Here is a 21,619-nt window from a genome sequence, read left to right as displayed (position 1 = left end):
GAGACGAGAGAAGAACAGTAATGACGAAGGTATCCCTCAACTCCGAGAAGCTGGAAACCGCCATCGCTCAAATCCGTAAGGTCGCCACCGATGCGGAGGACGCCAGAAGTGCCATCAATCTACAGTTCGACAACGCTGACGTCGATCTTCCTGACAGTGACTTCAGTGCGGACGCATTGACCGCCATTGACAGTTTGAAGGCCAGAGCGGATGAGATTGAGTCCTGTAAGGATGAGATCGTGCGCCTGAATGAGTCGGGCATTGCGGGCATGGATGCGGACGGCGTCATCACCTATGACCTGCCGGACACCGTGACGATCAACTCGTCGACCGATCTCAGTTCGGTGGTGCAGGCTGAAATCGACGCGGAGAAGGCTAAGAATGCCAAGCCTGATGAACTGTTGGAGCTGATGAATGGGTCGGTGGCGGATCATCAGAACGACGAGGTATACGCCGCTGCCTTCGCCGACGCCTTGGGGTCTGAGGGCATGGCCGATCTGGCGTACAGGATTGATAAGGACCGACAGTATAAGCTTGAGAACTTTCCCGACTATGATCCGAATGATCCTGACACCGACTACGGCACTCGCTGGGACAAGACCAACGACGCGTGGCTTTCCGCTCAGGCAACCCTGTCGATCTGCTTCGGCACAGCGACGAACTCCTCGGCATGGACGCCGCAGCACCGCGCGGACTATGCGGAGGGGTTGGCGGAGCTGGTCACGGATGAGGACCAGCCCTACTACATGCCGCTCGGCTTCAACCTGCTGCTGGAAGGAGCGAACCGCACGGCGGCGAATACGGTTGAAGTGGACGGTGAGGTTGGTCAGGCCGGTGGGGTGTTCAACAAGTACTTCCTGCTGGACTTGGGACATGCCGTACAGGCGCATGAGAAGACTTGCGACGGTTACCCGGCGTGGCAGTCGCAGCGGATGAAGACGCCGTCTCCGGAAGGCAGCGTGGGTGATTGGGATCCCATGGCCGGGATCCTGACTGCGATGGGGCGGCAGCCTGATGCGGCTTTGGACTTCCTGGCACCGCCGGTTGATGACCGTGCCATCGAGCAGACCGTGGAGGTTGATGGCACGACCTGGGAGTGGCTGCAGGGACGTGGCTGGGACTCGACCAGTTTTGAAGCGCTCACGGCAGCCGTTGCCGGCGCTTCGGAGCACAGACAGCTGACCACGGGGACCAAGGATGAGCGTGCTGCATGGATCACGGAGCAGGCGGTGGTCGACATGGCCGGACGTAAGGGCAGCCTGTGGACTGATACTTCGCGGCAGAACGCGGCCGTAGTGCTGGCCAACTCCATGCAGGAGATAGACGAGGCCGCTAATGGTGCACAAAGATCTGGCGAGGCATCAGATTTCAATGTCTCGATGCCTGCGGGCTGGAAGAAAGGACACGAGGAAGAAGTTCGGTCGTTGTTGCAGGAGACGCTTAAAGACGACATCGCGCTACAGACCGTGTCGGACGCCGCGGGTAGATACGCATCGCTGCGCCTCGATAGCTCACTGGACACACTGCCCGAGGACGCAAGTTATGAGGACGCTTATGACCGGGTTTCCCAGACCCGCAACGCCGATGGTCGTCTGCTCGGCTACATTCAGGGAGCCGCGGAGAAAGGTCGCGGCGACGCGGCGGCTGAAAAAGACGCGACTAACCAAATGATCCTCAATGCCTTCGGTAAAGGGCTGAGCTTCATCCCGGGGCCGCAGTCCGCTGTGGCGAGTAAGGCGCTAAGCATCGCGGAGTCCTACGCACTCGATGCGGCGGGCGACTCGTTGCCGTCAAACGCGCAGCAGGCGCAGGACGAGGCGGTCGAAATGCAGGACAAGGTCGAGCAACGACTCCTTGCGGAGACATACGTTAAGCTTGACGAGCGCGGTTATCTTCCGCCTGGCGCATACAAGAATCGTGAAGGCGACTTCTATTCTTCCTACAGCGGATGGATGAAGCAGGACAGCGGTGGGGATCCATATATTGATTCAGGTGCGCTGTTGTCGGACCCTGATAACCTTGAGCAATTCAATGGTTGGATTCAGGATGATTCTGACATTTCAGGAGTGTCTAGTGACGCTAAACGCTCATCAGATGGTTTTAAAGACGGTGTGAACGCGGGGAAACGATGACCGTGGTTGCTCAAATGGGTACGCTGTTGCGACGTATGAGAGTTGCGTTTCTTGTGATGCTGCTGGTGGGGGTGGGATGTGTCGGCTCATGTGCTGGTGATTCGGTTGCGGGCCCGTATTGTGGTGTTTTTGAGCAGGATGATGTCACGTCTATCGTGGGTCGGGTGGAAAGTGTTGAAGATGAACGTTCTAGCGTGATGGGCTGTCGGATTCATGGTGAGCGCGGCATACTTGTCGCAATCAGCACTACTGACTCGTGGGTCGGGTTCGGTCAGGGTGGCAATAATGCGTTCACCACGTTGGAAACGATTACTGGGGGTGAGGGGCGTGAGATTCCGGGGACCGGTGCGCGGGTGTTCTCCTATCTCGACGCTAGTCGGCAATACCCGGATGCTTATGCGTACTGGCTGGAGGGTCGTGCCGGGTTCACGATGTACACCGTGGTTGCCGAGGATGCTGATGAGACGACGGTTGCGGCGTTGGAGGAGTTGGTGATCAAGTACGCGCCGCAGGTCTTGGATGGGGTGGCATCGCGTACGGAGGACCCCGGTCCGAACTGGAACGATCCGGCTACTTCGGCGCCGAGCGGCGAGCCGTCTGCCGTCCAGACTGCGGACTCGTCCAACGAGGCGGAGTCTACGTCCACCGGATCGCCAGGACGGTGACAATGCTGCGGTTCAAATTTAGCCGTATGCCGCCGCTCTGTGCGGTTGTGATGGTGTTGTTTATGGTGGCATCGGTGGGTTGCATGAGTGGTTGTGGTGGTGGTTCGGTTGCGGGCCCTTATTGTGGATTGATTGCGGAGGAGGATGTGGCTCCGATTGTGGGTCGTGTGACGGAGGTTGAGGAGGGGGCCGGCAGATTGTCGTATTGTGCTATCGAGGGTGAGCGGGCTGTGCTGGCGGTGCACGGCACTAGCGACTCGTGGGTTGTGTTTGGGCAGGATGGTGACAACGCATTTGCGACGTTGGAGGCGATTACTGGGGGTGAGGGGCGTGAGATCCCGGGTACGGAAGCGCGCGTATTCTCTTACCTGTCCACGGGAAATCCTGTGCACCCGAATGGTTATGCATATTGGCTGGAAGGTCGTGCCGGGTTTGCCATGTACACGGTGGTTGCGGAGGATGCTGATGAGTCGACGGTTGCGGCGCTGGAGGAGCTGGTGATCAAGTACGCACCACAGGTGCTGGATGGAGTGGACTCACGCGCCGATGACCCAGGCCCTAACTGGAACGACCCGACCGATGCTGCTCCCAGCGCTGAACCGACTGCTTTCGCCACCGCTGAGCAAACCGCAGCGGTCGCGGCGACTGCGGATTCATTGGACCGGGCCCGAAGTGATGCGGAGGAGGTGAAGAACGCCGGTCCTGATGAGCTGCTGGAGCTGATGAATGGTTCGGTGGCTGAGCATCAGAACGACGAGGTGTATGCCGCTGCCTTCGCCGACGCCATGGGTCCCGAGAGCATGGCGGAACTGGCCTATACGATTAATCAGCTGCGGCTGCAGCAGACCGAGAACCTTCCCGCTTACGATCCGAGTGATCCTGACACCGAATACGCGACCCGTCGGCAGCGGACCGACGACGCATGGTTGTCAGCCCAGGCGGCGCTGTCGATCTGCTTCGGCACTGCTACTCACTCCTCGGCCTGGACTCCGCAGCACCGCTCTGACTACGCCAAGAAACTGAGCGGGCTGGTCACAGACGAGGACTACCCCTACTACATGCCGCTCGGCTTCAACCTGCTGCTGGAAGGGGCCAACCGCTCGGCGACGAACATACTGACCGGGGCGCCGACGACTGCTGGCGGGGTGTTCAACCACTACTTCCTCCAGGACCTGGGGTACGCGATACGAGCACACGAGCAGAGCCGTGACGGGCTGCCGGCGTGGCAGTCGCAGCGGATGAAAGCGTCGCCTCCGGAAGGCAGCGTGGGTGATTGGGATCCCATGGCCGGGATTCTGACTGCGATGGGGCGGCAGCCCGATGCGGCTCTGGACTTCCTGGCGCCGCCGGTTGATGATCGTGCTACCGAGCAGACCGTGGAGGTTGATGTCACTACTTGGGAGTGGCTTAAGGGGCGTGACTGGGACTCGGCCGGTTTTGAGGCGCTCACTGCGGCCTTCGCGGGAGCCTCGGAGCACAGGCAGCTGACCACGGGTACCAAGGACGAGCGTGCCGCGTGGATCACGGAGCAGGCCGCGGTCGACATGGCCGGGCGCAAGGACGGCCTGTGGACGGGTACTTCGCGGCAGAACACGGCCGTAGTGCTGGCCAACTCCATGCAGGAAGTGGATGAGGCCGCAAACAATACTGAGAATTCGAACGAGGACTCGGCATTCAATGCCAATTTGTCGGCCGGTTGGGAGGGTTACCATCCGAACGAGGTTCGGTCGTTGTTGCAGGAGACGCTTAAAGACGACATTGCGCTACAGACCGTGTCGGCCGCTGCTGGCAGGTACACCTCGCTGCGCCTCGACGATGCGCTGAACACGCTCCCTGCCGACTCAGATGACTTGGAAGACGCAGGCAAGTCGACTCTGAAGGGCGCGAGCGCCCTGATCGTTCAGAAGCTTTACCCCGATGGTCGTCTGCTCGGATACATCCAGGGCGCCGCTGAAAAGGGTCGCGGTGCTGAGGGAGAGCAGCTGGATGCGACAAGCCAGATGCTCCTCAATGCCTTCGACGACGGGGTGTATTCCACCGCCGATACCGTTGCCGGTGCCGCCGGGCCCGCCTGGGGCGGTACGGCGCGGCACACCGCGCGGGCCTACACCGCGGCCGCACTGCAGAATCCCACTGTCGGCGCACCCGGGCGGACTGACGTGCAGGAGCTCGGAATGTCTGAGGCGGTCAGGCGGCACTTCCTGGCGGAGGTGTACGCCAAGCTCGATGAGCGCGGACTGCTTCCACCCGGCGCCTACGAGAACCCCGACGGCAGGCGCTACACCTACGCGTGGATGAAACAGGACTCCACCGGGCGCCCCAGGCTAGACGCCGTAGTGCTGTCGTCCGACTCGGGCAACATGCTTCAATTCGCCAGCTGGTTACTCGATCCCGATCTTTCCGGAGTGACCATCCGTGATGGCGTGCCAGCAGTAGATGCGTTTGAAGCGGGCCACGATGCGGGCGGAGCATGAACGCGGCGCTGTACGACCACTGCGCCGTCACCATCGGCCGTCCAGCACAGAGCGCGACCCGGCGGGTGGTCCTCAGGCCGGCTGCGGCTGACGGAACTTGTCCCAGTTCGTCAGCAGATTGAAGACCATGGCGATACCCAGCACGATGACCACCATGTTGCTGCCGGGGCTGGCCAGCACCAGGCGCTGCGGGGTGACAAGCAGGTCGGCCACGAGCACCGCGGCCAGCGCCACATTCGCTGCGACGACGCCGGGTCCCACCCGCCACCGCAGCCGCGAGCCGAAGTAGCCGCAGTCGGCCTTGATGCCGCGCGCGAGCACGCTGACCGAGGCGCCGGCCAGCGCCAGCAGCAGGACGGCGGTGATCGTTTCGGTGATGGGCAGGCGACCGCCCAGCACCAGGCAGCCCGCCAAGAACAGTTCGACCGCGGGCAGGGCAATCGCCACGGCCCGCGGGCCTCGTCCGGGGAGAAGGCGGTAACCGGTGACGTCGGCCACCTGCAGCTCTCGCGGGGCGGTGAGCCTCGTGTAGGCGCTGACCGTGAGTAGCAGGCCGATCAGGATCCGCCCCACCGCGAGGGCCACGGGGACAGTCGGGGGCACGGGACTCACGCTCCTTCTGCGGGCCGCTGCGCGTGCATCCACACAATGCGAGCCGCGTTGTGACGGTGGTCTCAGGATGCGCGATAATCAGACGCAGGTCAATACTTAGGCGACACGAACTCGCGCCTTGCGGGAAGCGCCCGGACTCGCGCTGCCAGGTACTGCGACCCCCTGCCACCGACCGGTGGGCTCTGCCAGAATCGGCGCATGACCAGCGCTGATAGCCGTGGCGCCGCCGACGCGTACACACCGATGACCCCCGCCGCCCTGCGCGAACTCGCCGAAGCGCTGCGCGAGCGGATGGGGCGCGTCGTCGTCGGCAAGACCGAGGCGATCGACACCCTCCTGGCCACCTTCCTGGCCGGCGGCCACCTCCTGATCGAGGACGTGCCCGGCGTCGCCAAGACCACCCTCGCCCTGGCGCTGGCCCGCTGCCTGGACCTGTCCTCCTCCCGCATCCAGTTCACCGCCGACCTCCTGCCCGCCGACGTCACCGGCGTAAGCGTCTACGACCAGTCCACCCGCGAGTTCCGCTTCCACCCCGGCCCGGTGTTCGCCGGCGTCGTGGTCGCCGACGAGATCAACCGGGCCACGCCCCGCACCCAGTCGGCCCTGTTGGAGGCCATGGGGGAGGGGCAGGTCAGCGTCGAGGGCCGCTCCCTGCCCCTGCCCGACCCGTTCATCGTCGTCGCCACCCAGAACCCCCTGGAGATGGAGGGCACCTTCGCGCTGCCGGAGGCGCAACGCGACCGCTTCATGGCCCGCCTGACCATGGGCTACCCCGACGCCGACGCCGAAGCGGCCATGCTGCTCGCCCGCGGCACCGCCGACCCGCTGGCCGACCTCGCCCCCATCGCCTCCGAGCACGATGCCCGCGCGGCCCGCACCGCCGTCGCCGCCCTGCACCTGGCCCCAGCCGTCGCCCGCTACATCGTCGCCCTGGTTTCCGCCACCCGCAGCGACGATGCCATCGCCCTGGGCGCCAGCCCCCGGGCCGGACTCCACCTGGCCGCCGTCGCCCGAGCCCGCGCGGCCATGGCCGGGCGCGGATTCGTGTCCCCCGACGACGTCGCCCGCGCCGCCACCGACGTGCTCGCCCACCGGCTCGTGCCCGCCGGCCACTACACCGAGGCCGCCGCGGCGCTCGCCGCCGCCACCGCGTCCCTGGAGCGAATCGTCGCCCGCACGCCCGTGCCGGAGGCGAACTGAACCGATGCCGGCGGATCCTCTACTCCCGGGCCGTCCGGCGGGTACCGGCCGTGCGCGCCCCGGGCGCCCCGCCGATCCGCGCACGCCCAGCCGCAGCCCCCGCCGACGCCGCGTCCTCCGGGCGATCCCCTGGGCGGCGCCGACGCCGGCCGGCGGCCAGGTCATGCTCCTGGCGCTGGCACTGGTGTCGGGAGGTCTTTGGGGCGGCCTGGAGCTGCTGCGCAACCTGGGGATCCTGCTGGCGGCGCTGGCGGCCGCCGCCCTACTGGCCGCCTGGACGACGGCGCTGGCGGCCCGTCCGCGCCCGCGCCTGACCGGACCGGGCGACGTCCACGCCGGTGAGGAGGCCGTCTGGCGGCTCACCGTCGGCGCCCGGCTGCCCCGGTGGGTGCCGCTGTGGGTGACCTGGCGCGTCGACGGCGCCCGCTTCACGATCCCGGTAGCCGCGGGACGCTGCGCCATCTCCTACCGCCCGCCACGACGCGGCCGGATCGCCGTCACGGCGGAGACCCTCAGCTGCTTCGAGCCGCTCGGACTGGCGCGCGCCCGCATCCCCATGCACCTCGACGGCGACCTCCTGGCCCTGCCGCGCCCGCTGCCACCGCCCACCGAGGCGGTTGCCGCCAACACGGGCGGAGTCGACCGCCCAACCGGGGACCCGGCCGGGCACGCCCGCAGCGGGGGCGCCTGGACGCAGCCGGGCAACCTGCGCGACTACCTGCCCGGGGACTCGCTCGGATCCGTGCACTGGCGCCAGTCCGCACGGGTGGACCGGCTGCTCGTCGTCGACCGGGAGCCCGAGCGTCGTCGGCCGCGGCGCCTGCGCCTCGACCTGCGGGCCGGCGCCTACACGGAAGGCGCGGAAACCACCGGCTCGCCGCGGACCGGCGGGAGCACGGACGCCGCCGCGGCGGACGCCTTCGAGACCGCTGTGAGCCGGGCCGCCGGGATGATTGAGGCCTGGGCGCGCGTAGGCCACGACGTCGAGCTGCGGCTGGGCGGCGAGTGCCACCGGGCCGCCACCGCGCACGCAGTCACGCTGCTGCGGCGCCTGGCGGTCGTGGATGCGCAGGAGGGCTACGACGACCACGTCCCGGCTCCCGATGCCGACGTGGTCATCACCGGCATCGCCGCCGCACCACCGCCTCAGCCGGCTCCTGGAGGCGTGGTGCTGGCGGTGGGTCCGGAGCCGGCCTGCGCCGCCACTGCCACGGCAACGGCTTCTCCCACCGCGGCGCCGCCCCCACGCTCGGCGGCTGTGCGGGCGGCGCCGTCCAGCCGGCCGACCACCCGCACCTCACGCTGGCAGCCAACGGCGTCCGCGCTCATCGTGGTGGCCCTGTGGCACCTGGCGACGATTGCGCTGTCGCCCCTGCTGACCCCCGAGCCGTGGGCGGCCCGCGGCCTGGCCGTCGCCGCCGCCACCGTGATGGTGCCCGGGCTGGTGCGCACCGCCTGGCCTCGGCGGGCGGGGTACGCCTGTGGCGCGGGCCTGGTGGCCGGCGTCGGTGCGCTGCTGTGGTGCTGGCGCGGTACCGGCCAGGTGGGAACCTGGCTGGCGGACCCGGCAGGTGAGCTGCGCGCTGTCGGCGCCGTCCTGCGCGACGGTATCGCCCCACTGGGCACCGACGGCGCACTCGGCTTCGCCCTGTGCCTGCTGAGCCTCCTGCTCGCCTGGGTGTGCGCACTCATGAGCGCGGGCGGCGCCGACCGCTGCGGCGCCACCGGGCTGCCCCCGGCCGCCGCTGCTGGCGCCCGGCGTCGTCCTGGGGCGGTACCCCGACGACGCCGTCGTACTGGCGGCCGCAGCCGGCCTGCTCGCGCTCATCATCACCTCGGTGCCGATGCCGGTGCCCGCGGCCGGGGCCTCAGCCCGACGCGCGCCCCGGGGCGGCACGGTTGGTGTGCTCGCCGACCGGGCCGGGATGTGGACGGCTGCGGCGGCCGTCACCGCCCTGGCGGTCGGCCTGGCCGGGCTCGTCATGCCGCACGCCCCCGCCGGCCAGATGCGGGCCTGGAGCTGGAATGTGAGCGGCGTCGGCCCTGCGGCGGTGCCCGTGCCCGACACGACGCTCACGCTCGGACAGGACCTGGTGCGCGGCTCGGCCGCAACCGCCTTCGAGTACACGGCCGAGTCCGTGCCCGCGGGCACGGCCATGCGCTTCACCCTCGCCGTCATCCGCGACCTCGACGGCGAGGTCTGGGAGCCGCTGGCGCAGCCGGGGCCCAGCAGCGCCGACACCCTGCTGGCGCCCGTCGGCGACGCCACGCTGACCGCCGGCGGCGCGGTCGTCACCGCCGGCGTGACGAGCGACGACGTGATCGCCGGCACCGCCGACCTGACGCGGATACGCATCCGCATCCGGGAGCTGTCCTCCCCGCGCCTGCCACTGCCGCAGGCGACCGTCCTCGTCGCCGCGGAGGAGGGCCGGGACGCCTCAGAGGACGGGGGCCTCACCCCCTCCCACTGGGCGTGGGTGCCCGGCACCTCCACCGTCGTCGCCCGGGGAGACAACGCCGCCACCGGCAGCACCTTCACGGCGCTGGGCTGGAACGCGGTCGCCGGCGCCGACGGCAACCCGCAGGTGCTCCCGCCCTACACGGCCGCCGCTGCGGATCCCGGGGCCCTGGCCGCCTACACGGACACGCCCCGGGGTATCGGCACGATCGCCGCTACCGCGCAAGAGGTGGTCGAGGCCGCGGGACTCGCCGACGCCGCCCCGACTGCCCGGGCCGCCGCCCTGGCCGCCTGGTTCCACGGCGGCGACTTCACCTACGACGAGGACGCCCCGGGCGGGTTCGACGCGAACTCCGAAACCACCCCGGTTGAGACGGTCAACAGCTTCCTGGCTGAGCGTCAGGGCTACTGCGTCCACTACGCGGCCGCCTTCACGCTCATGGCCCGCAGCCTGGGCCTACCCACCCGCATCGCCGTCGGCTACGCCTCCCGCGCCGAGGATCCGACCACGCCCACCGCCGTGTCCGGGCGGGACCTGCACGCCTGGCCCGAGGTCTGGTTCGACGGCCTCGGCTGGGTGGCCTTCGAGCCGACCCCCGGCGGCGCCGGGCAGCGGGCGGACACCGGGGCGGACCCGCAGCCCACGCCGACGGCGACGGCGACGGCGTCGGCGTCGGCACGGGCCGTGGCGACGGCTACGACCTTGGCGTCCGGCGAGGCGACGCCGGAACCCGGCACGGGCCGGGCGGCCGGTAGTGGCCTCCGACTGGGGCGCCTGACGCTGTGGGCGGTGGGCGCGGTGGCCGGCGCCCTGCTGCTCGCCGGCCCGGCGCTGGCGCGCGGTGTTCGGCGGCGGCGCCGTATCGCCCGCATCCGTGCCGGTGACCGTCCCGCCGCGGCCGCCTGGGATGAGCTGTACGACACCGCGACCGACCTGGGCGCATGGGGGCCCGCGCAGCAGGCGCGGCGCCCAGGAGCCGGAGCTCCGACCGCCGCGCCGGGCGGAGCCGACGCCGCCGGTCCACGTGCCCGCACACATGAGGCGCTCGCCGAGCACCTGGCCGCCACTGAGGGCCTGGGCGCCGCCGCCGGGCGCGCCATCGTGGAGTTGGCGCAGGCCGCCGTCGCCGAGGCCTTCGGGGACCGGGAGCGGGACGCCGCGCGCTCAACTGCCTCAGCCGCCGGGGACGCCGGGGACGCGTCAGCCGCCGCAGACGGCAGCCGACCGGACCCGGGGCGGTTGCTGCGCACCGCGCGGGCAGGACTGGCGCTGTCGGCCTCACGGTCCCGGCGCCTGCGCGCCCGCCTGCTGCCGGACAGCCTGTGGCGCCGGCGCTGACCGCCGCACAGCCGGGCGCAAGACGGCGCAGACGAGCCTCCCAGGTGCCTTGGAGGCGGCCGGAAGACGGCGTGTGCAGCGGCCCACACGAGTGCGATATGCAGCCCTGTGCATGAGAGGATGACCGAAGTAGCGCGCGACCCGTCGGGGCGGTGAGCGCCGGATCAGGAAGGCACACAAGATGGCGCTCTTTGACCTCAAGGACAACCGGCTTGAGCCCGCGGTTCTGGGCCGCCGCGCAACAGACGCGGATCGCAGCGCCGTCCTGGCCGCAGTGCGCCGGCAGATCACCGAAGTGCTGCGTCGGCCGCTGCTGGCGATCGGCTGGGACCAGGTAGTCGGCGGGGACGCCCTCACCGCACTGGATGCCGCCGGCCAGGTGGTCACCATCGAGGTCATCGACGCGCTCGACTCGACGGCGCTGCTGCTCGCCATGGCGCGTGCCACCGGCGCGGCCCGCAGCGGGCGCGACCAGCTCGCCTCCCGCTACCCGGGTGGCCTGCCCGCATTCGAACGTGACCTGGCCGCATTCCGCGGCAGCATGCCGACCGGCGTCGAGCCCGGTCCCCGGCTGACCCTCCTGGCAACCGAGATCGCCGACTACGTACGCCCGGCCCTGGGCATGATCGTCGGCTCCGGCGTGGAGCTTCACGAGCTGCGGGTCCGCTCCACCGAGGACGGGCGCGCCCTGGTAGACGTCGAGCCACTGCGCACCGGCGTCGTCGACCACGCCCCGGACCTGAACTGGCGTACTGCCGCGCCCGGAGCCCAGACACCGGAGACCCCCCTGCCCGAGGACGCCACTGTGCCCACCCCCGTGGTCGCACAGCCGTCCGAGCCCGAGTCCGGGCCGCAGGAGGACGCCCCGGCGGCGCCGTCGCCCGCCGGCGCCGGCAACGGGCACCGCCTGGAGGCGGCGGCACTCGGTGCAGAGCCAACCATCCCCTCCGGCCAGGCCTCGGAGGAGGCCCTGGCAACTATCGCCCAGACGATCGAGACCCCGGCCACCCTCGTGTGGCTGCGCCGACGCCGCGGCATCGACCACCGGGCGACCCTGGCCGCCGACGGCACCATCACCATCGCGGACGGCACCTCCTTCCGCGACCCCTCCGCCGCGGCCAACGCGGCCCAGAACACTCAGGACATCGACGGCTGGCGGGTGTGGCGCGTCGGCGTCGGCGGCCCGAGCCTGCGCGAACTACTGGCCTGAGGGCGGGAACCGGCACGGCGGGCGGCAAGGGTGCGGTCCAGGCTCAGGCCGTGAGCGCGAGGCGCCGCCCCAGCCAGTCCAGCTGGTCGCGCAGCGCCACCGACCACACCGCCCAGGTGTGCCCGCCGGGGTACTCCCGCTCAGTCACGGTCATGCCCGCGCGCATGGCGGCGTCCGCGACGGTGGGCACAACCTGCGCGTAGCGCTCATCCCCCGTGCCCACCGAAAGCACCCCGGCCACGCCCGCATAGCGGCCCGACGGCGCCGCCGCCAGCAGGGAGAGCGGGTCATTGGCCGCATAGGCGGCGCGGTCCCCGCCGAAGCCGACCTCAATGGTGCGCCGCTCCGAGCCCAACGTGGGGTGCTCCTCGGCGCTCAGCGCCAGGAAGGTCGGGTACACCTGCGGCGAGCGGGTCACCGCCTGCAGGGCGCAGGTGCCGCCATTGGACAATCCGCCTATCGCCCAGCGCGCAGCGGCGCCGTCCACCTGCAGGTGGCTGCGGATCCACGCCGGCACATCCTGCTCCAGGTAGGTGGCGACCCTCCCGCCGCGCACCGTGTCCGCGCACAGCGGGTTGCGGTAGGGACTGCCCAGCATGTCCGCGACCACGACCACCGGCGCCAAGCCGGCGTGCGCGGCGGCGTAGGCGTCCAGCGAGTCCTTCAAGCCGCCCAGCTCGAACCAGTCTGAGGGGCTGCCCGGCTGGCCGGTGAGCAGCACCAGCACCGGCAGCGCCGGGCGCTGCGCCGTCAGGTAGGCGGGAGGCAGGTAGATGTAGGCCTCGCGCGGGGTGAAGCCGCTGGTGCCCGACTGGTCCCCGGCCGGGATCGCGGCGGTCACGACCGCGCCGTCCTGCGGCATGTCTGCGGGAGGCCGCCAGGAGTCCTCCAGTGCTCCCGGGCCCCGCTCAGGAGGCCGGGGCAGTGCGGCCGCGGCCGGCAGGGAGTCCAGCGGCGTCGTCGCCACCCCCATGCCGAGCACTGCGGCGGCCGACGGGTAGGCCGCGAAGAACGCGTTCACGGCCAGGCACGCCGCCGCCACCGTCGCGGTGATGCTCCCGCCCGACCCGGCCGCCCGCACCAGCCGCCGCTTGCGCTCGTGCACGCGCGCCCGGTCGGCGGCGGCGTCCCCACCGAGGAGCACCTGGACGACGACGCCCGCCGTCAGCGCCACCCACAGCCACACGGTCGTGCCCACGCCGTCGGCGAAGGGCCGCCACACGCAGTCGACCGCCACCCAGCAGGCCGCCCCGACCCCGGCCCCGGCCAGCGGCGCGGCCAGCTGCCGCCGCCAGGGCAGGTGCCGGGTGCGGGTCAGCCACACCAGCGCCGCCACCACCACGACGACCGCCAGGCACGCCGCCCCCATCCACGGGTGCAGCAGACGCACCTGCCGCAGCAGCTGGACGACGTCGTCACCCATGACGCACCAGGACCTTGCCGAACCGGGCCGCCTGCACGGGGCTCATCCCGGGCAGGTAGGCGCGGGCGATCGCCAGCCCCACCGCCGGCAGGTCAATGGCCTCCGGGACCGCCAAGTACATGGGCACCGCGCGCGGCTGGAACTTCTGCTTGAAGGCGTGCAGGGAGGCGAAGCCGTAGGCGGGCTCCAGCAGCCCCGCCACACGGTCCAGAACCGGCTCCAGGCGGGCCGCCGCCGCACCCGGGCAGTCCGCATCCTGCGAGCGGGCCAGAGGCGCGCCGGACAGCGACAGCAGCTCCAGCCCGTCGGCCTGCGCGTCCTGCGCGGCCCGGGCGATCAGGAACTCGATCGCCGGACGCCAGCCGTCCCGGCGACGGCGCATCACGTCCAGCGTCAGGCCGACTACCGCGCCGCCGCGGTGCACGGGCAGCCAGGAGGTGACGGCATGAACGGTGCCCTCCGCGTCAACGGCCAGCAGCAGGCGGGTATCGGCGTCGGTGAGCTCCTTCAGGCCGCCGAGGGTGAAGCCCATCTCCGGCAGCGCCTGCTGCTCCGCCCACTGCGCGGAGATGGCGCGGATCTGGTTGCGCCAGTCGGTGGGGGCGTCCGCCCACGTGGTCCACTGGGCGGTGACGCCCTCACGGCGGGCGTGGTTCAGCGCGGTGCGCACGTCCTGGAAGGCCTTACCGCGGAAGGCCAGGCCCTCCAGGTCCAGCACCGCCTCCTCGGCGACCTGCACAACCGTCCAGCCGCGCTCCCGCGCCGCCCGCATCGTCGGCTCGTGCACGGAGTACAGGGCCGGGATGAGGCCGGCGTCAACGGCGAAGGCGGTGAAGTCGTCGACGGCGGCACCCACCTGGTCGGGGGCGGCGGCCGGGTCGCCGAGTGTGAGGGCGACGCCGCCGCCGGTGCGGTAGGCGAAGCCGCACCTGTGGCCGGGGGCGATCCAGGCCTGATTGCCCGGCCAGGTCAGCATCCAGCCGAGGGTGCCCGCACCGTGGGTGCGCACCAGTTCACCCAGCTGAGCCCGCCGCGCCCCTGAGGCGCTGTGGCGGGCGCGCCGCGTCATGCGCTCGCGGTGCCAGACGGCCAACAGCACGAGCCCCACCAGCAGCGGGGCCAGCACCCGGGTCGAGTGCTGGGCGTCGGCGGCCCAGGCCAGGGTGACGATGACGGCGAGCAGGCCGACGCCGGTGCCCAGCAGCGTGCGCAGGATGGTGCGGTAGCGCGCCGCCCGGGAGGGGCGCGTCGTCGGCCGGGAGGCGATGGGCGTCGTCGTGGGCGCGGCGGGGGCGGGCGGGATGAGGTGCGTGGTCGGGGCGGGGGTGGGCGGGATGAGGTGCGTGGTCGGGGCGGGGGCGGGCGGGATGAGGTGCGTGGTCGGGGCGGGGGCGCTGATGCGCGGGGCGGCGGGGACCGGTGCAATGCTGGGAGGACGCGGTGAAACGGCTGTGGCGGACATGTCTTCATGGTGCGCGGCGGGTGGCGTACGTCACCTCCGCCGGGCGGATGATCGGCCCCTGAAAGCGACTCGGCCCCGAGTCGGGGACATCCCCTACCTAAAGGTGGGGGTCGGGAAGACGAAAGTCGCGCTGGCGCCGTGGCCTCAGGTCAGCACGTAGCCGCGCAGCCAACGCCTCAGCGCGGAGTAGACCTGCTCACGCACGGGCGGGGCGGACAGCAGCAGGTCGTGCACGCCGCCGTCGAAGCGGGCCACCGTAACCAGGTTGCCCAGGCCGATCGCCCGGCGGGCCGTGGCATCGGCGTCGACCACCGTGTCGGTGCGGCGCGCCTCCGGGGTCCAGGTGACGCTCAAATGGCTGCGCGCGGAGCCCATCGACAGCACCGGGCAGCGCACATCCAGGCCCGCTGCCACCCGCGCCTGCCCGGCCAGGATCGCCAGCAGCCAGCCGGGCCGGATCGGCGCCGTCGGGACCATCCGCCAGCGATGGTCGACGCGCCAGCCGGTGACGTAGGGGTCATCCGCCCAGGCCGGGTCGGGCAGTTCGCCGTCGCGCTCGGCGACCCACCCGTCGGCGAGCGAGTACAAGGACTCCGGCGGGAAGGCGGGGATGGGGATCACCCGGCGCGGGTCGCGACGAGCCAGCGTACGCACCACCGGCTCACCCGCGAGCCGCACCGGCTCGGCGCCCTGGATCTCCAACCAGGCGGAGTTCAGCACCAGCGCGGAGATGGCGCCCGGGTGGCGGTCCGCCCAAAGCGCGGCGGTCAGGCCGCCGGTGGAATGACCACACAGCACCGTGGGGGTGTCCCAGCCCTCGGCGGCGCGCATGGCCGCCAGGGCCAGGCCGATCTCCTCGTCGTAGTCGGTCAGCGAGGTGACCCAGCCGAGCATCTGCCCCTCACGCAGGGAGCGGCCGTAACGGCGCAGGTCCAAGGCGTAGAAGGCGCCGCCGATCCGGGAGATCTCACGGGCGAAGTCCGCCTGGAAGAAGTAGTCGTTCCAGCCGTGCAGGTAGAGCATGGTGAAGCGCGGCGCCGTCGGCGTGCCGGGTAGGGCCGCCGGGTCCAGGGCCGGCACGTGGTGGACCAGGGTGGCGACGGCGTCGTCGTCCTCGGCGTCCGGCAGCAGCCGCAGGGTGCGGGCGCGGAAGCCGGGACCGAGCACGTCCGGACCCCAGGCGTCAACGGGTGCCACGGGGACTGCGGGGGCCGGGTGGGCGGGGTTGCTCATCGGCCGGGCTCGTCCTCGGTCAGGAAGCCGCGCAGGGCGGCGTCCATCTGGTCGGCCTCAATGAGGAAGCCGTCGTGCCCGTGCAGGGAGTGGATGGTGGTGCGGCGGGTGTCCGGGATGCCGGCGGCGAGCTCCTCGGCCTGTGCGGGCAGGAAGAGGCGGTCGGAGTCGACGTCGACCACCAGGGTGCGGGCGGTCACCGTCCCCAGGGCCGCCTCGATGCCGCCGCGTCCGGCGCCGACGTCGTGAACCATCATCGAGTGGTTGACGATCAGGTAGGTGTTGGCGTCGAAGCGGGCCAGCAGCTTGCCGGAGTGGTGGTCCAGGTAGGACTCGATCTGGTAGCGGCCGCCGACGGCGGGGTCCTCCTGGCCCTGGTGGGCGCGGCCGAAGCGCGTGTCCAGTTCCCCGGCGGAGCGGTAGGTGGTGTGGGCGATGGCGCGGGCCAGGCCCAGCCCGCGCACGGGGCCGACACGGTGGTTGTAGTAGTCGCCGTCGAAGAAGTAGGGGTCGCCCACGATGGCGAGCTCCTGCAGGTGGCACCAGGCGAGCTGGTCGGCGGTGGTGGAGGCGCCGGTGGCAACCAGTGCCAGGTTGCGTACGCGCTCGGGGTGCATCACGCCCCACTCCAGGGCGCGGTGTCCGCCGAGGGAGGCGCCGATCACCAGGTGGAAGGTGTCGATGCCGAGGGCGTCGGCCAGGCGCGACTCGGCGCGCACGGCGTCGCGCGTGGTCAGCCACGGGAAGCGGGAGCCCCAGGGGCGCCCGTCCGGGGCGGTGGAGGAGGGGCCGGTGGAGCCCTGGCAGCCGCCCAGGATGTTCGCCGCCACCACGTAGTAGCGGTCGGTGTCGATGGCGCGGCCGGGGCCGACGAGCGTGTCCCACCAGCCGGCGGTCGGGTGGCCGGGGCCGGCCTCGCCGGTGACGTGGGAGTCGCCGGTCAGGGCGTGCAGCACCAGGACGGCGTTGTCGCGTGCGGGGCTCAGCTGTCCCCAGGTCTCGAAGGCCAGGTGCGTCTCGGGCAGGATCTCGCCGGAGTCCAGGGGGAGGTCGCCGATCTCCAGGAAGTGTCGGCGGCCCGGGTCATCGCCCGGGCGCCAGGCGCCCGTGGGGGAGCCCGCCGAGCGGTCGACGAGCTTGAGGGTTGCTGTACCGACCCCCGGCACCTGTGAAATGGGCGCGGTCATGGGTGACATCGTAGCCGGGATAAGTGTTGGGCGCCCCGGGGCCGGGGATGTGCTGGGGCGGGCGGGCCGTGGTGGGGCGGGCCGTGCTGGCCAGCGGTCTTGCCGCCGGCCAGCACGGCCGCACGAGTGAGGCGTCCTCGGACCGACCTCGGTACGTAAGATCTACCGACCTCGGTGGGGAGCGGGATGAGAGCGGGATGGGAGCGGGATATTAGAGCGCGGCGACGGCGGCCAGGCCCCGCTCCAGGTCGGCGATGATGTCATCGACGTGCTCAATGCCGATGCTCAGGCGTACGGTGCCGGCGCTGATGCCGGCGCGGGCGAGCTCCTCGTCGGAGAGCTGGGAGTGCGTGGTCGTGGCCGGGTGGACGCACAGCGAGCGGACGTCGCCGATGTTGGCCAGGTTGGAGAACAGGGACAGCGCGTCGATGAAGGCGGCCCCCGCCTCACGCCCGCCGACCAGGTCGAAGGCGAAGACGCTGCCCGCCCCGCGCGGGCAGTACTTGCGGTGCAGCTCGTAGTAGGGGCTGGACTCGAGGCCCGAGTAGCGGACCTCGGACACCTCCGGCCGGCCCTCGAGCCACTTCGCGACTGCCAGCGCGTTGTCCACGTGCCGCTCCATGCGTAGGGAGAGGGTCTCCACGCCCTGGGCGATCAGGAAGGAGTCCGCCGGGCTCGCGGCGAAGCCGAGGTCCCGCTGGCCGGCGGTGTGGGCCCGCAGGATGAAGGCCATGTTGCCCAGGGGGCTGCCCACGCCGAGGTCGCGGGCGTAGACCAGGCCGTTGTAGGAGGGGTCGGGCGTGTTGAAGGCGGGGAAGCGCTCGGGCTGGAGGGAGAAGTCGAAGTTCCCGGAGTCGACGATCACGCCCATGACGGTGGAGCCGTGCCCGCCGAGGAACTTCGTGGCCGCGTGAACGACGATGTCCGCACCCCACTCGAAGGGGCGGATCAGGTAGGGGGAGGCGACGGTGTTGTCCACCACCAGCGGGATGCCGAGCGCGTGCGCGGCCTGCGCGATCGCCTCGATGTCGAGGATGTCGCCCTTGGGGTTGGGGATGGACTCGCCGAAGAAGCAGATGGTGCGCTCATCGGCCAGAGCCGCCCAGGCCTCCGGATCACCGGGGTCGCTCACGAAGCGCGTCTCGATGCCGAGCTTGGGCAGGGTGTGGTTCAGCTGGTTGACGGTGCCCCCGTACAGGGAGGGGGAGGCGACGATGTTGCTGCCCTGCCCGCCCAGCGTGAAGAAGGTCAGTGCCTGCGCGGCCATTCCGGAGGCGACCAGGTGGGCGCCGATGCCGCCTTCCAGTGCGGCGATGCGGCGCGCGACGATCTGGTTGGTGGGGTTGTCCAGGCGCGTGTAGATGGGGCCGAGGGACTTCAGCTCGAAGCGCTCGGCGGCCTCCTGGGCGTTGGGGAAGACGAATGAGGTCGACTGGTAGATCGGGATGGCCCGAGCGCCGGTGTCGGAGTCGGGGGTGTGGCCGGCCTGGACCTGCATGGTCTCGAAGCGCCAGCCGGTCGGGTCTGCGGGGGAGGGGACGTGCTCCGGAGTGCTGGACGGTGCTTCAGCCATGAGAACTCCTTGATCAATGGCGGAATCTACGACGGATTTGATGGCAGGTCGTGGAGTGGTGGCCGGGACCGCGGGAGGGCCGGGCCGAGCGGACCTGTGAGGGAAACGCTACCTCAGAGCTCAGTGTGACGAATGCCACGCATCCGCGATGCGTGTCGTAGAACCGCGCCATTCCGGGGTTGGTGGTACGTGGGGTGCCCCCTGTGGCTGCTGTGAATTCTGTTGTTCGTGTTTCTCTTGCGGGTATTGATGGGTACGGTATGCGAGAACAACCGGGGTGCGTCGGTCAAGGAGGCGCGCCGGAACATGTACGGAGAACTTGTGAGCACGACCCATCGCCCGCGCCGCTCAAGCGCCCCCATGCGCGCGAGCCTGACCGCCGCGGTACTCGCACTCGCCGTGACGTTCACCCCGGCAGTTGCCGATGAGGTGACCCAGGACGATATTGACCGCGCCAAGTCCGCCGAGCAGACGACGGCGGCCTCCATCGCCTCGCTCGAGGCCTCCCTGGCCCAGCTGAGCGTCAACACCGCCGCGGCCGAGATCGAGGCGGCCGCGGCGAACGAGGACTACCTGACCGCGGTGGATGAGCTCGACGCCGCCACCACCGAGGCCGAGACCGCCCAGGCCAACGCCGACGCCGCCGCCGAGGAGACGGATGAGGCGCGCACCGACCTGGGCGCCGTCGTCGCCGAGACCTACGAGCAGGGCAGCGCCGGCACGCTGGACGTCCTGGCCCCCTACCTGTCCGGTGAGTCCCTCGGCGATGCCACCGACGTCAGTGTTGCGCTGGTGCGCGCGGGCGAGGACACTGACTCGCAGCTGCAGAGCGTCGAGGCCCTGCAGGCGGTCGCGGACACGATGCAGTCCATTGCCGACTCCAAGGTGGAGGCCAAGCAGACGGCCGCCGACGCCGCCGCCACCGCCAAGGCCAATGCCGATGCCGCCGCCACCGCTGCGCAGGCGGCGCAGGCCTCGGCCGAGACCGAACGGGCAAGCCTCATCGCCCAGCTCGCAGAGCAGCGCAACACCACCGTTGAGCTCGAGACCGCCTACCAGGAGCAGCTGGAGGCGGAGCGCAAGGCCCGGGAGGAGGCCGCCGCCAAGGAGGCGGCCGAGCAGGCGGCTCGTGAGCAGGCCGCCCAGGCCGAGGCGGCGCGTCAGGCTGAGGAGCGCAATTCGCAGTCCTCCTCCGGGCAGTCCTCCGAGGAGTCCACGAGCTCGGGCGGGCAGTCCTCATCCGGCTCCTCATCGAGCGGCTCGTCCGGCTCCTCGTCCTCTGGAAGCTCCTCCGGCGGCTCGTCGTCGGGCGGCTCGTCCTCCGGTGGCTCGTCGTCAGGCGGCTCGTCCGGCTCGTCCTCCGGTTCCTCTTCCCAGACTCCGCGGCAAACCGCGACGAACACCAGCACAGCGAGCTCCGGCGGCGCGGCGAGCACCGCCATTGCGACGGCCTACACCTACATCGGCGTGCCCTACGTGTGGGCGGGCGAGTCCTACGCGGGAGTCGACTGCTCGGGGCTGACGATGATGTCCTACCGGGCGGCGGGCGTGTACCTGACGCACTCCTCCCGCGCGCAGTACGGCCAGGGCACGATGATCCCCCTGTCCAGCGCCCAGCCGGGCGACCTGGTCTTCTGGTCCTCCAACGGCACCCAGTCCGGGATCTACCACGTGGCCATGTACCTGGGCAACGGTCAGATGATCGAAGCGCCGACCTTCGGCTACACGGTGCGCGTGACCTCGATGCGCTACTCCGGGGTCATGCCCTACGCCGTGCGCCCCTGATCTGCCCGACGGCGGCGACTCAGGGGCGCCGTCGTCGGGCTCACCGCCGGAGCCGGGGCGGCCGACCGGTCCGGGCGGCAGGCGTCCGCCCGGGCGCGACGCGGCCGCCCCACCGCGGTTCAATCAGGGGCGGCCACGGTGGCCCGTCTCAGTGCCCCTCGCGGGCGATGCGGGCGGCCTCGCGCTCGTAGGACAGGCGGATCTCCGCCTCGGCCTCCTCACGGCCGACCCAGTGCGCGCCCTCCACGCTCTTGCCGGGCTCGAGGTCCTTGTACACCTCGAAGAAGTGCTGGATCTCCAGGCGGTGGAACTCGGAGACGTCCTCAATGTCGGTGCGCCAGGAGGCGCGCTGGTCGCCCGCGGGCACGCACAGGACCTTGTCGTCCCCGCCCTTCTCGTCGCGCATGCGGAACATGCCCAGGGCGCGGCAGCGGATCAGGCAGCCCGGGAAGGTGGGCTCCTCCAGCAGGACCAGCGCGTCGAGCGGGTCCCCGTCCTCGCCCAGGGTGTTGTCGATGAACCCGTAGTCGTCGGGGTAGCGGGTGGAGGTGAACAGCATCCGGTCCAGCTTGATGCGCCCGGTGGTGTGGTCGAGCTCGTACTTGTTGCGGTTCCCCTTGGGGATCTCAATCGTCACGTCGAATTCCACGGCTGTCTCCATATCTTGCGTTGCCTGCGTGTGGGCGCCCCGAGTGCTCGGGACGCCGGCCTGCCCGCGACACGACGAGGACGGCGTCGCGCCGGAAGGGCCGGTCCGATAGCACTAGTGTGGACTATGACGGCGCATCCGGAGGGGAAAGCCATGCGGCCCGCCCGAGGTGGCAGGGCTTCCCGCCGCGGTCGCGCCCGAAGCTCGCCTACAACGT

At 70.7% G+C, this 21,619-nt stretch carries 15 protein-coding genes and 1 pseudogene; 7 read left to right on the top strand and 9 right to left on the bottom strand.

All coding sequences use genetic code 11. The annotated features are described in order from the left end of the window. The first annotated feature begins 20 nt into the window (after positions 1-20). The 3 genes from E4J16_RS12830 to E4J16_RS12820 are packed head-to-tail and all read left to right on the top strand — an operon-like array spanning position 21 to position 5,271. Positions 21-2,132: a DUF6571 family protein gene (locus E4J16_RS12830; RefSeq protein ID WP_136314209.1), complete on the top strand. Its 2,112-nt coding sequence runs from the start codon at positions 21-23 to the stop codon at positions 2,130-2,132. Further along, the gene (locus tag E4J16_RS12825; protein WP_136314208.1) at positions 2,129-2,797 is read left to right on the top strand and encodes a hypothetical protein; all 669 of its coding nucleotides are present in this window, start codon (positions 2,129-2,131) and stop codon (positions 2,795-2,797) included. Before E4J16_RS12830 ends, E4J16_RS12825 begins: the two co-directional genes overlap by 4 nt. A 2-nt stretch (positions 2,798-2,799) precedes the next feature. Then, the gene (locus E4J16_RS12820; RefSeq protein WP_136314207.1) at positions 2,800-5,271 is read left to right on the top strand and encodes a DUF6571 family protein; all 2,472 of its coding nucleotides are present in this window, start codon (positions 2,800-2,802) and stop codon (positions 5,269-5,271) included. A 72-nt stretch (positions 5,272-5,343) separates the two neighbouring features. Here E4J16_RS12820 and E4J16_RS12815 read toward each other — a convergent pair whose 3' ends face one another. Beyond that, positions 5,344-5,874, bottom strand: a complete 531-nt coding sequence (locus E4J16_RS12815; RefSeq protein WP_168709515.1) for a MauE/DoxX family redox-associated membrane protein — start codon at positions 5,872-5,874, stop codon at positions 5,344-5,346. 207 nt (positions 5,875-6,081) lie between these two features. Here E4J16_RS12815 and E4J16_RS12810 point away from each other — a divergent pair, with 207 nt between their 5' ends. Then, positions 6,082-7,083: an AAA family ATPase gene (locus tag E4J16_RS12810; protein WP_240038149.1), complete on the top strand. Its 1,002-nt coding sequence runs from the start codon at positions 6,082-6,084 to the stop codon at positions 7,081-7,083. Positions 7,084-7,345: 262 nt separating this feature from the next. On the opposite strand, the gene E4J16_RS16340 is transcribed toward E4J16_RS12810, so the two are convergent. Both E4J16_RS16340 and E4J16_RS12800 read right to left on the bottom strand, forming a co-directional pair. After that, a complete protein-coding gene (locus E4J16_RS16340) occupies positions 7,346-8,173 on the bottom strand; it encodes a hypothetical protein (RefSeq protein ID WP_168709425.1) in 828 nt (275 codons plus the stop codon). Positions 8,174-8,229: 56 nt separating this feature from the next. Next, positions 8,230-8,535, bottom strand: a complete 306-nt coding sequence (locus tag E4J16_RS12800) for a hypothetical protein (protein WP_136314205.1) — start codon at positions 8,533-8,535, stop codon at positions 8,230-8,232. A 392-nt stretch (positions 8,536-8,927) separates the two neighbouring features. Between E4J16_RS12800 and E4J16_RS15810 the strand changes: the two genes are divergently transcribed. Together E4J16_RS15810 and E4J16_RS12790 are read left to right on the top strand one after the other, a co-directional pair. Then, the gene (locus E4J16_RS15810) at positions 8,928-10,880 is read left to right on the top strand and encodes a transglutaminase TgpA family protein (protein ID WP_338028889.1); all 1,953 of its coding nucleotides are present in this window, start codon (positions 8,928-8,930) and stop codon (positions 10,878-10,880) included. Positions 10,881-11,061: 181 nt separating this feature from the next. Further along, the gene (locus E4J16_RS12790) at positions 11,062-12,090 is read left to right on the top strand and encodes a restriction system modified-DNA reader domain-containing protein (protein ID WP_136193957.1); all 1,029 of its coding nucleotides are present in this window, start codon (positions 11,062-11,064) and stop codon (positions 12,088-12,090) included. Positions 12,091-12,133: 43 nt separating this feature from the next. On the opposite strand, the gene E4J16_RS12785 is transcribed toward E4J16_RS12790, so the two are convergent. From E4J16_RS12785 to E4J16_RS12760, 5 genes and pseudogenes are all read right to left on the bottom strand, one after another. Beyond that, the gene (locus E4J16_RS12785; RefSeq protein WP_136314203.1) at positions 12,134-13,513 is read right to left on the bottom strand and encodes an alpha/beta hydrolase; all 1,380 of its coding nucleotides are present in this window, start codon (positions 13,511-13,513) and stop codon (positions 12,134-12,136) included. Next, a pseudogene (locus E4J16_RS12780) lies at positions 13,506-14,525 on the bottom strand (bifunctional lysylphosphatidylglycerol flippase/synthetase MprF); the annotation flags it as partial. The gene E4J16_RS12785 and the pseudogene E4J16_RS12780, both read right to left, overlap by 8 nt. 594 nt (positions 14,526-15,119) lie before the next feature. Next, a complete protein-coding gene (locus E4J16_RS12770; protein WP_136193954.1) occupies positions 15,120-16,208 on the bottom strand; it encodes an alpha/beta hydrolase in 1,089 nt (362 codons plus the stop codon). Further along, positions 16,205-17,395 carry a homoserine O-acetyltransferase MetX gene (gene metX / locus E4J16_RS12765; protein WP_420809314.1) on the bottom strand — a complete coding sequence of 397 codons (1,191 nt, stop codon included), beginning with the start codon at positions 17,393-17,395 and terminating at the stop codon, positions 16,205-16,207. The genes E4J16_RS12770 and metX overlap by 4 nt, the downstream gene beginning before the upstream one ends. A 211-nt stretch (positions 17,396-17,606) precedes the next feature. After that, entirely contained in the window at positions 17,607-18,968 is a 1,362-nt protein-coding gene (locus E4J16_RS12760) for an O-acetylhomoserine aminocarboxypropyltransferase/cysteine synthase family protein (protein ID WP_136193952.1), read from the bottom strand. 321 nt (positions 18,969-19,289) lie between these two features. Here E4J16_RS12760 and E4J16_RS12755 point away from each other — a divergent pair, with 321 nt between their 5' ends. Then, entirely contained in the window at positions 19,290-20,753 is a 1,464-nt protein-coding gene (locus E4J16_RS12755) for a C40 family peptidase (RefSeq protein ID WP_240038148.1), read from the top strand. Between the two features lie 148 nt (positions 20,754-20,901). Here the strand turns inward: E4J16_RS12755 and E4J16_RS12750 are convergent, their stop codons facing one another. Beyond that, complete coding sequence (locus tag E4J16_RS12750) at positions 20,902-21,402, bottom strand: inorganic diphosphatase (protein ID WP_086616070.1); 501 nt, start codon at positions 21,400-21,402, stop codon at positions 20,902-20,904. Between the last annotated feature and the right edge of the window lie 217 nt (positions 21,403-21,619).

The sequence above is a fragment of the Actinomyces procaprae genome, from assembly GCF_004798665.1.
Taxonomy (GTDB): domain Bacteria; phylum Actinomycetota; class Actinomycetes; order Actinomycetales; family Actinomycetaceae; genus Actinomyces; species Actinomyces procaprae.
The sequence above is the reverse complement of the archived record's forward strand: the minus strand, read 5'-3'. Positions and strand labels throughout refer to the sequence as shown.

Coding starts and splice junctions, on each gene's coding strand:
- E4J16_RS12830 (WP_136314209.1), top strand. CDS start 21: ATGACGAAGGTATCCCTCAACTCCGAGAAGCTGGAAACCGCCATCGCT.
- E4J16_RS12825 (WP_136314208.1), top strand. CDS start 2,129: ATGACCGTGGTTGCTCAAATGGGTACGCTGTTGCGACGTATGAGAGTT.
- E4J16_RS12820 (WP_136314207.1), top strand. CDS start 2,800: ATGCTGCGGTTCAAATTTAGCCGTATGCCGCCGCTCTGTGCGGTTGTG.
- E4J16_RS12810 (WP_240038149.1), top strand. CDS start 6,082: ATGACCAGCGCTGATAGCCGTGGCGCCGCCGACGCGTACACACCGATG.
- E4J16_RS15810 (WP_338028889.1), top strand. CDS start 8,928: ATGCCGGTGCCCGCGGCCGGGGCCTCAGCCCGACGCGCGCCCCGGGGC.
- E4J16_RS12790 (WP_136193957.1), top strand. CDS start 11,062: ATGGCGCTCTTTGACCTCAAGGACAACCGGCTTGAGCCCGCGGTTCTG.
- E4J16_RS12785 (WP_136314203.1), bottom strand. CDS start 13,513: ATGGGTGACGACGTCGTCCAGCTGCTGCGGCAGGTGCGTCTGCTGCAC.
- E4J16_RS12770 (WP_136193954.1), bottom strand. CDS start 16,208: ATGAGCAACCCCGCCCACCCGGCCCCCGCAGTCCCCGTGGCACCCGTT.
- metX (WP_420809314.1), bottom strand. CDS start 17,395: ATGACCGCGCCCATTTCACAGGTGCCGGGGGTCGGTACAGCAACCCTC.
- E4J16_RS12760 (WP_136193952.1), bottom strand. CDS start 18,968: ATGGCTGAAGCACCGTCCAGCACTCCGGAGCACGTCCCCTCCCCCGCA.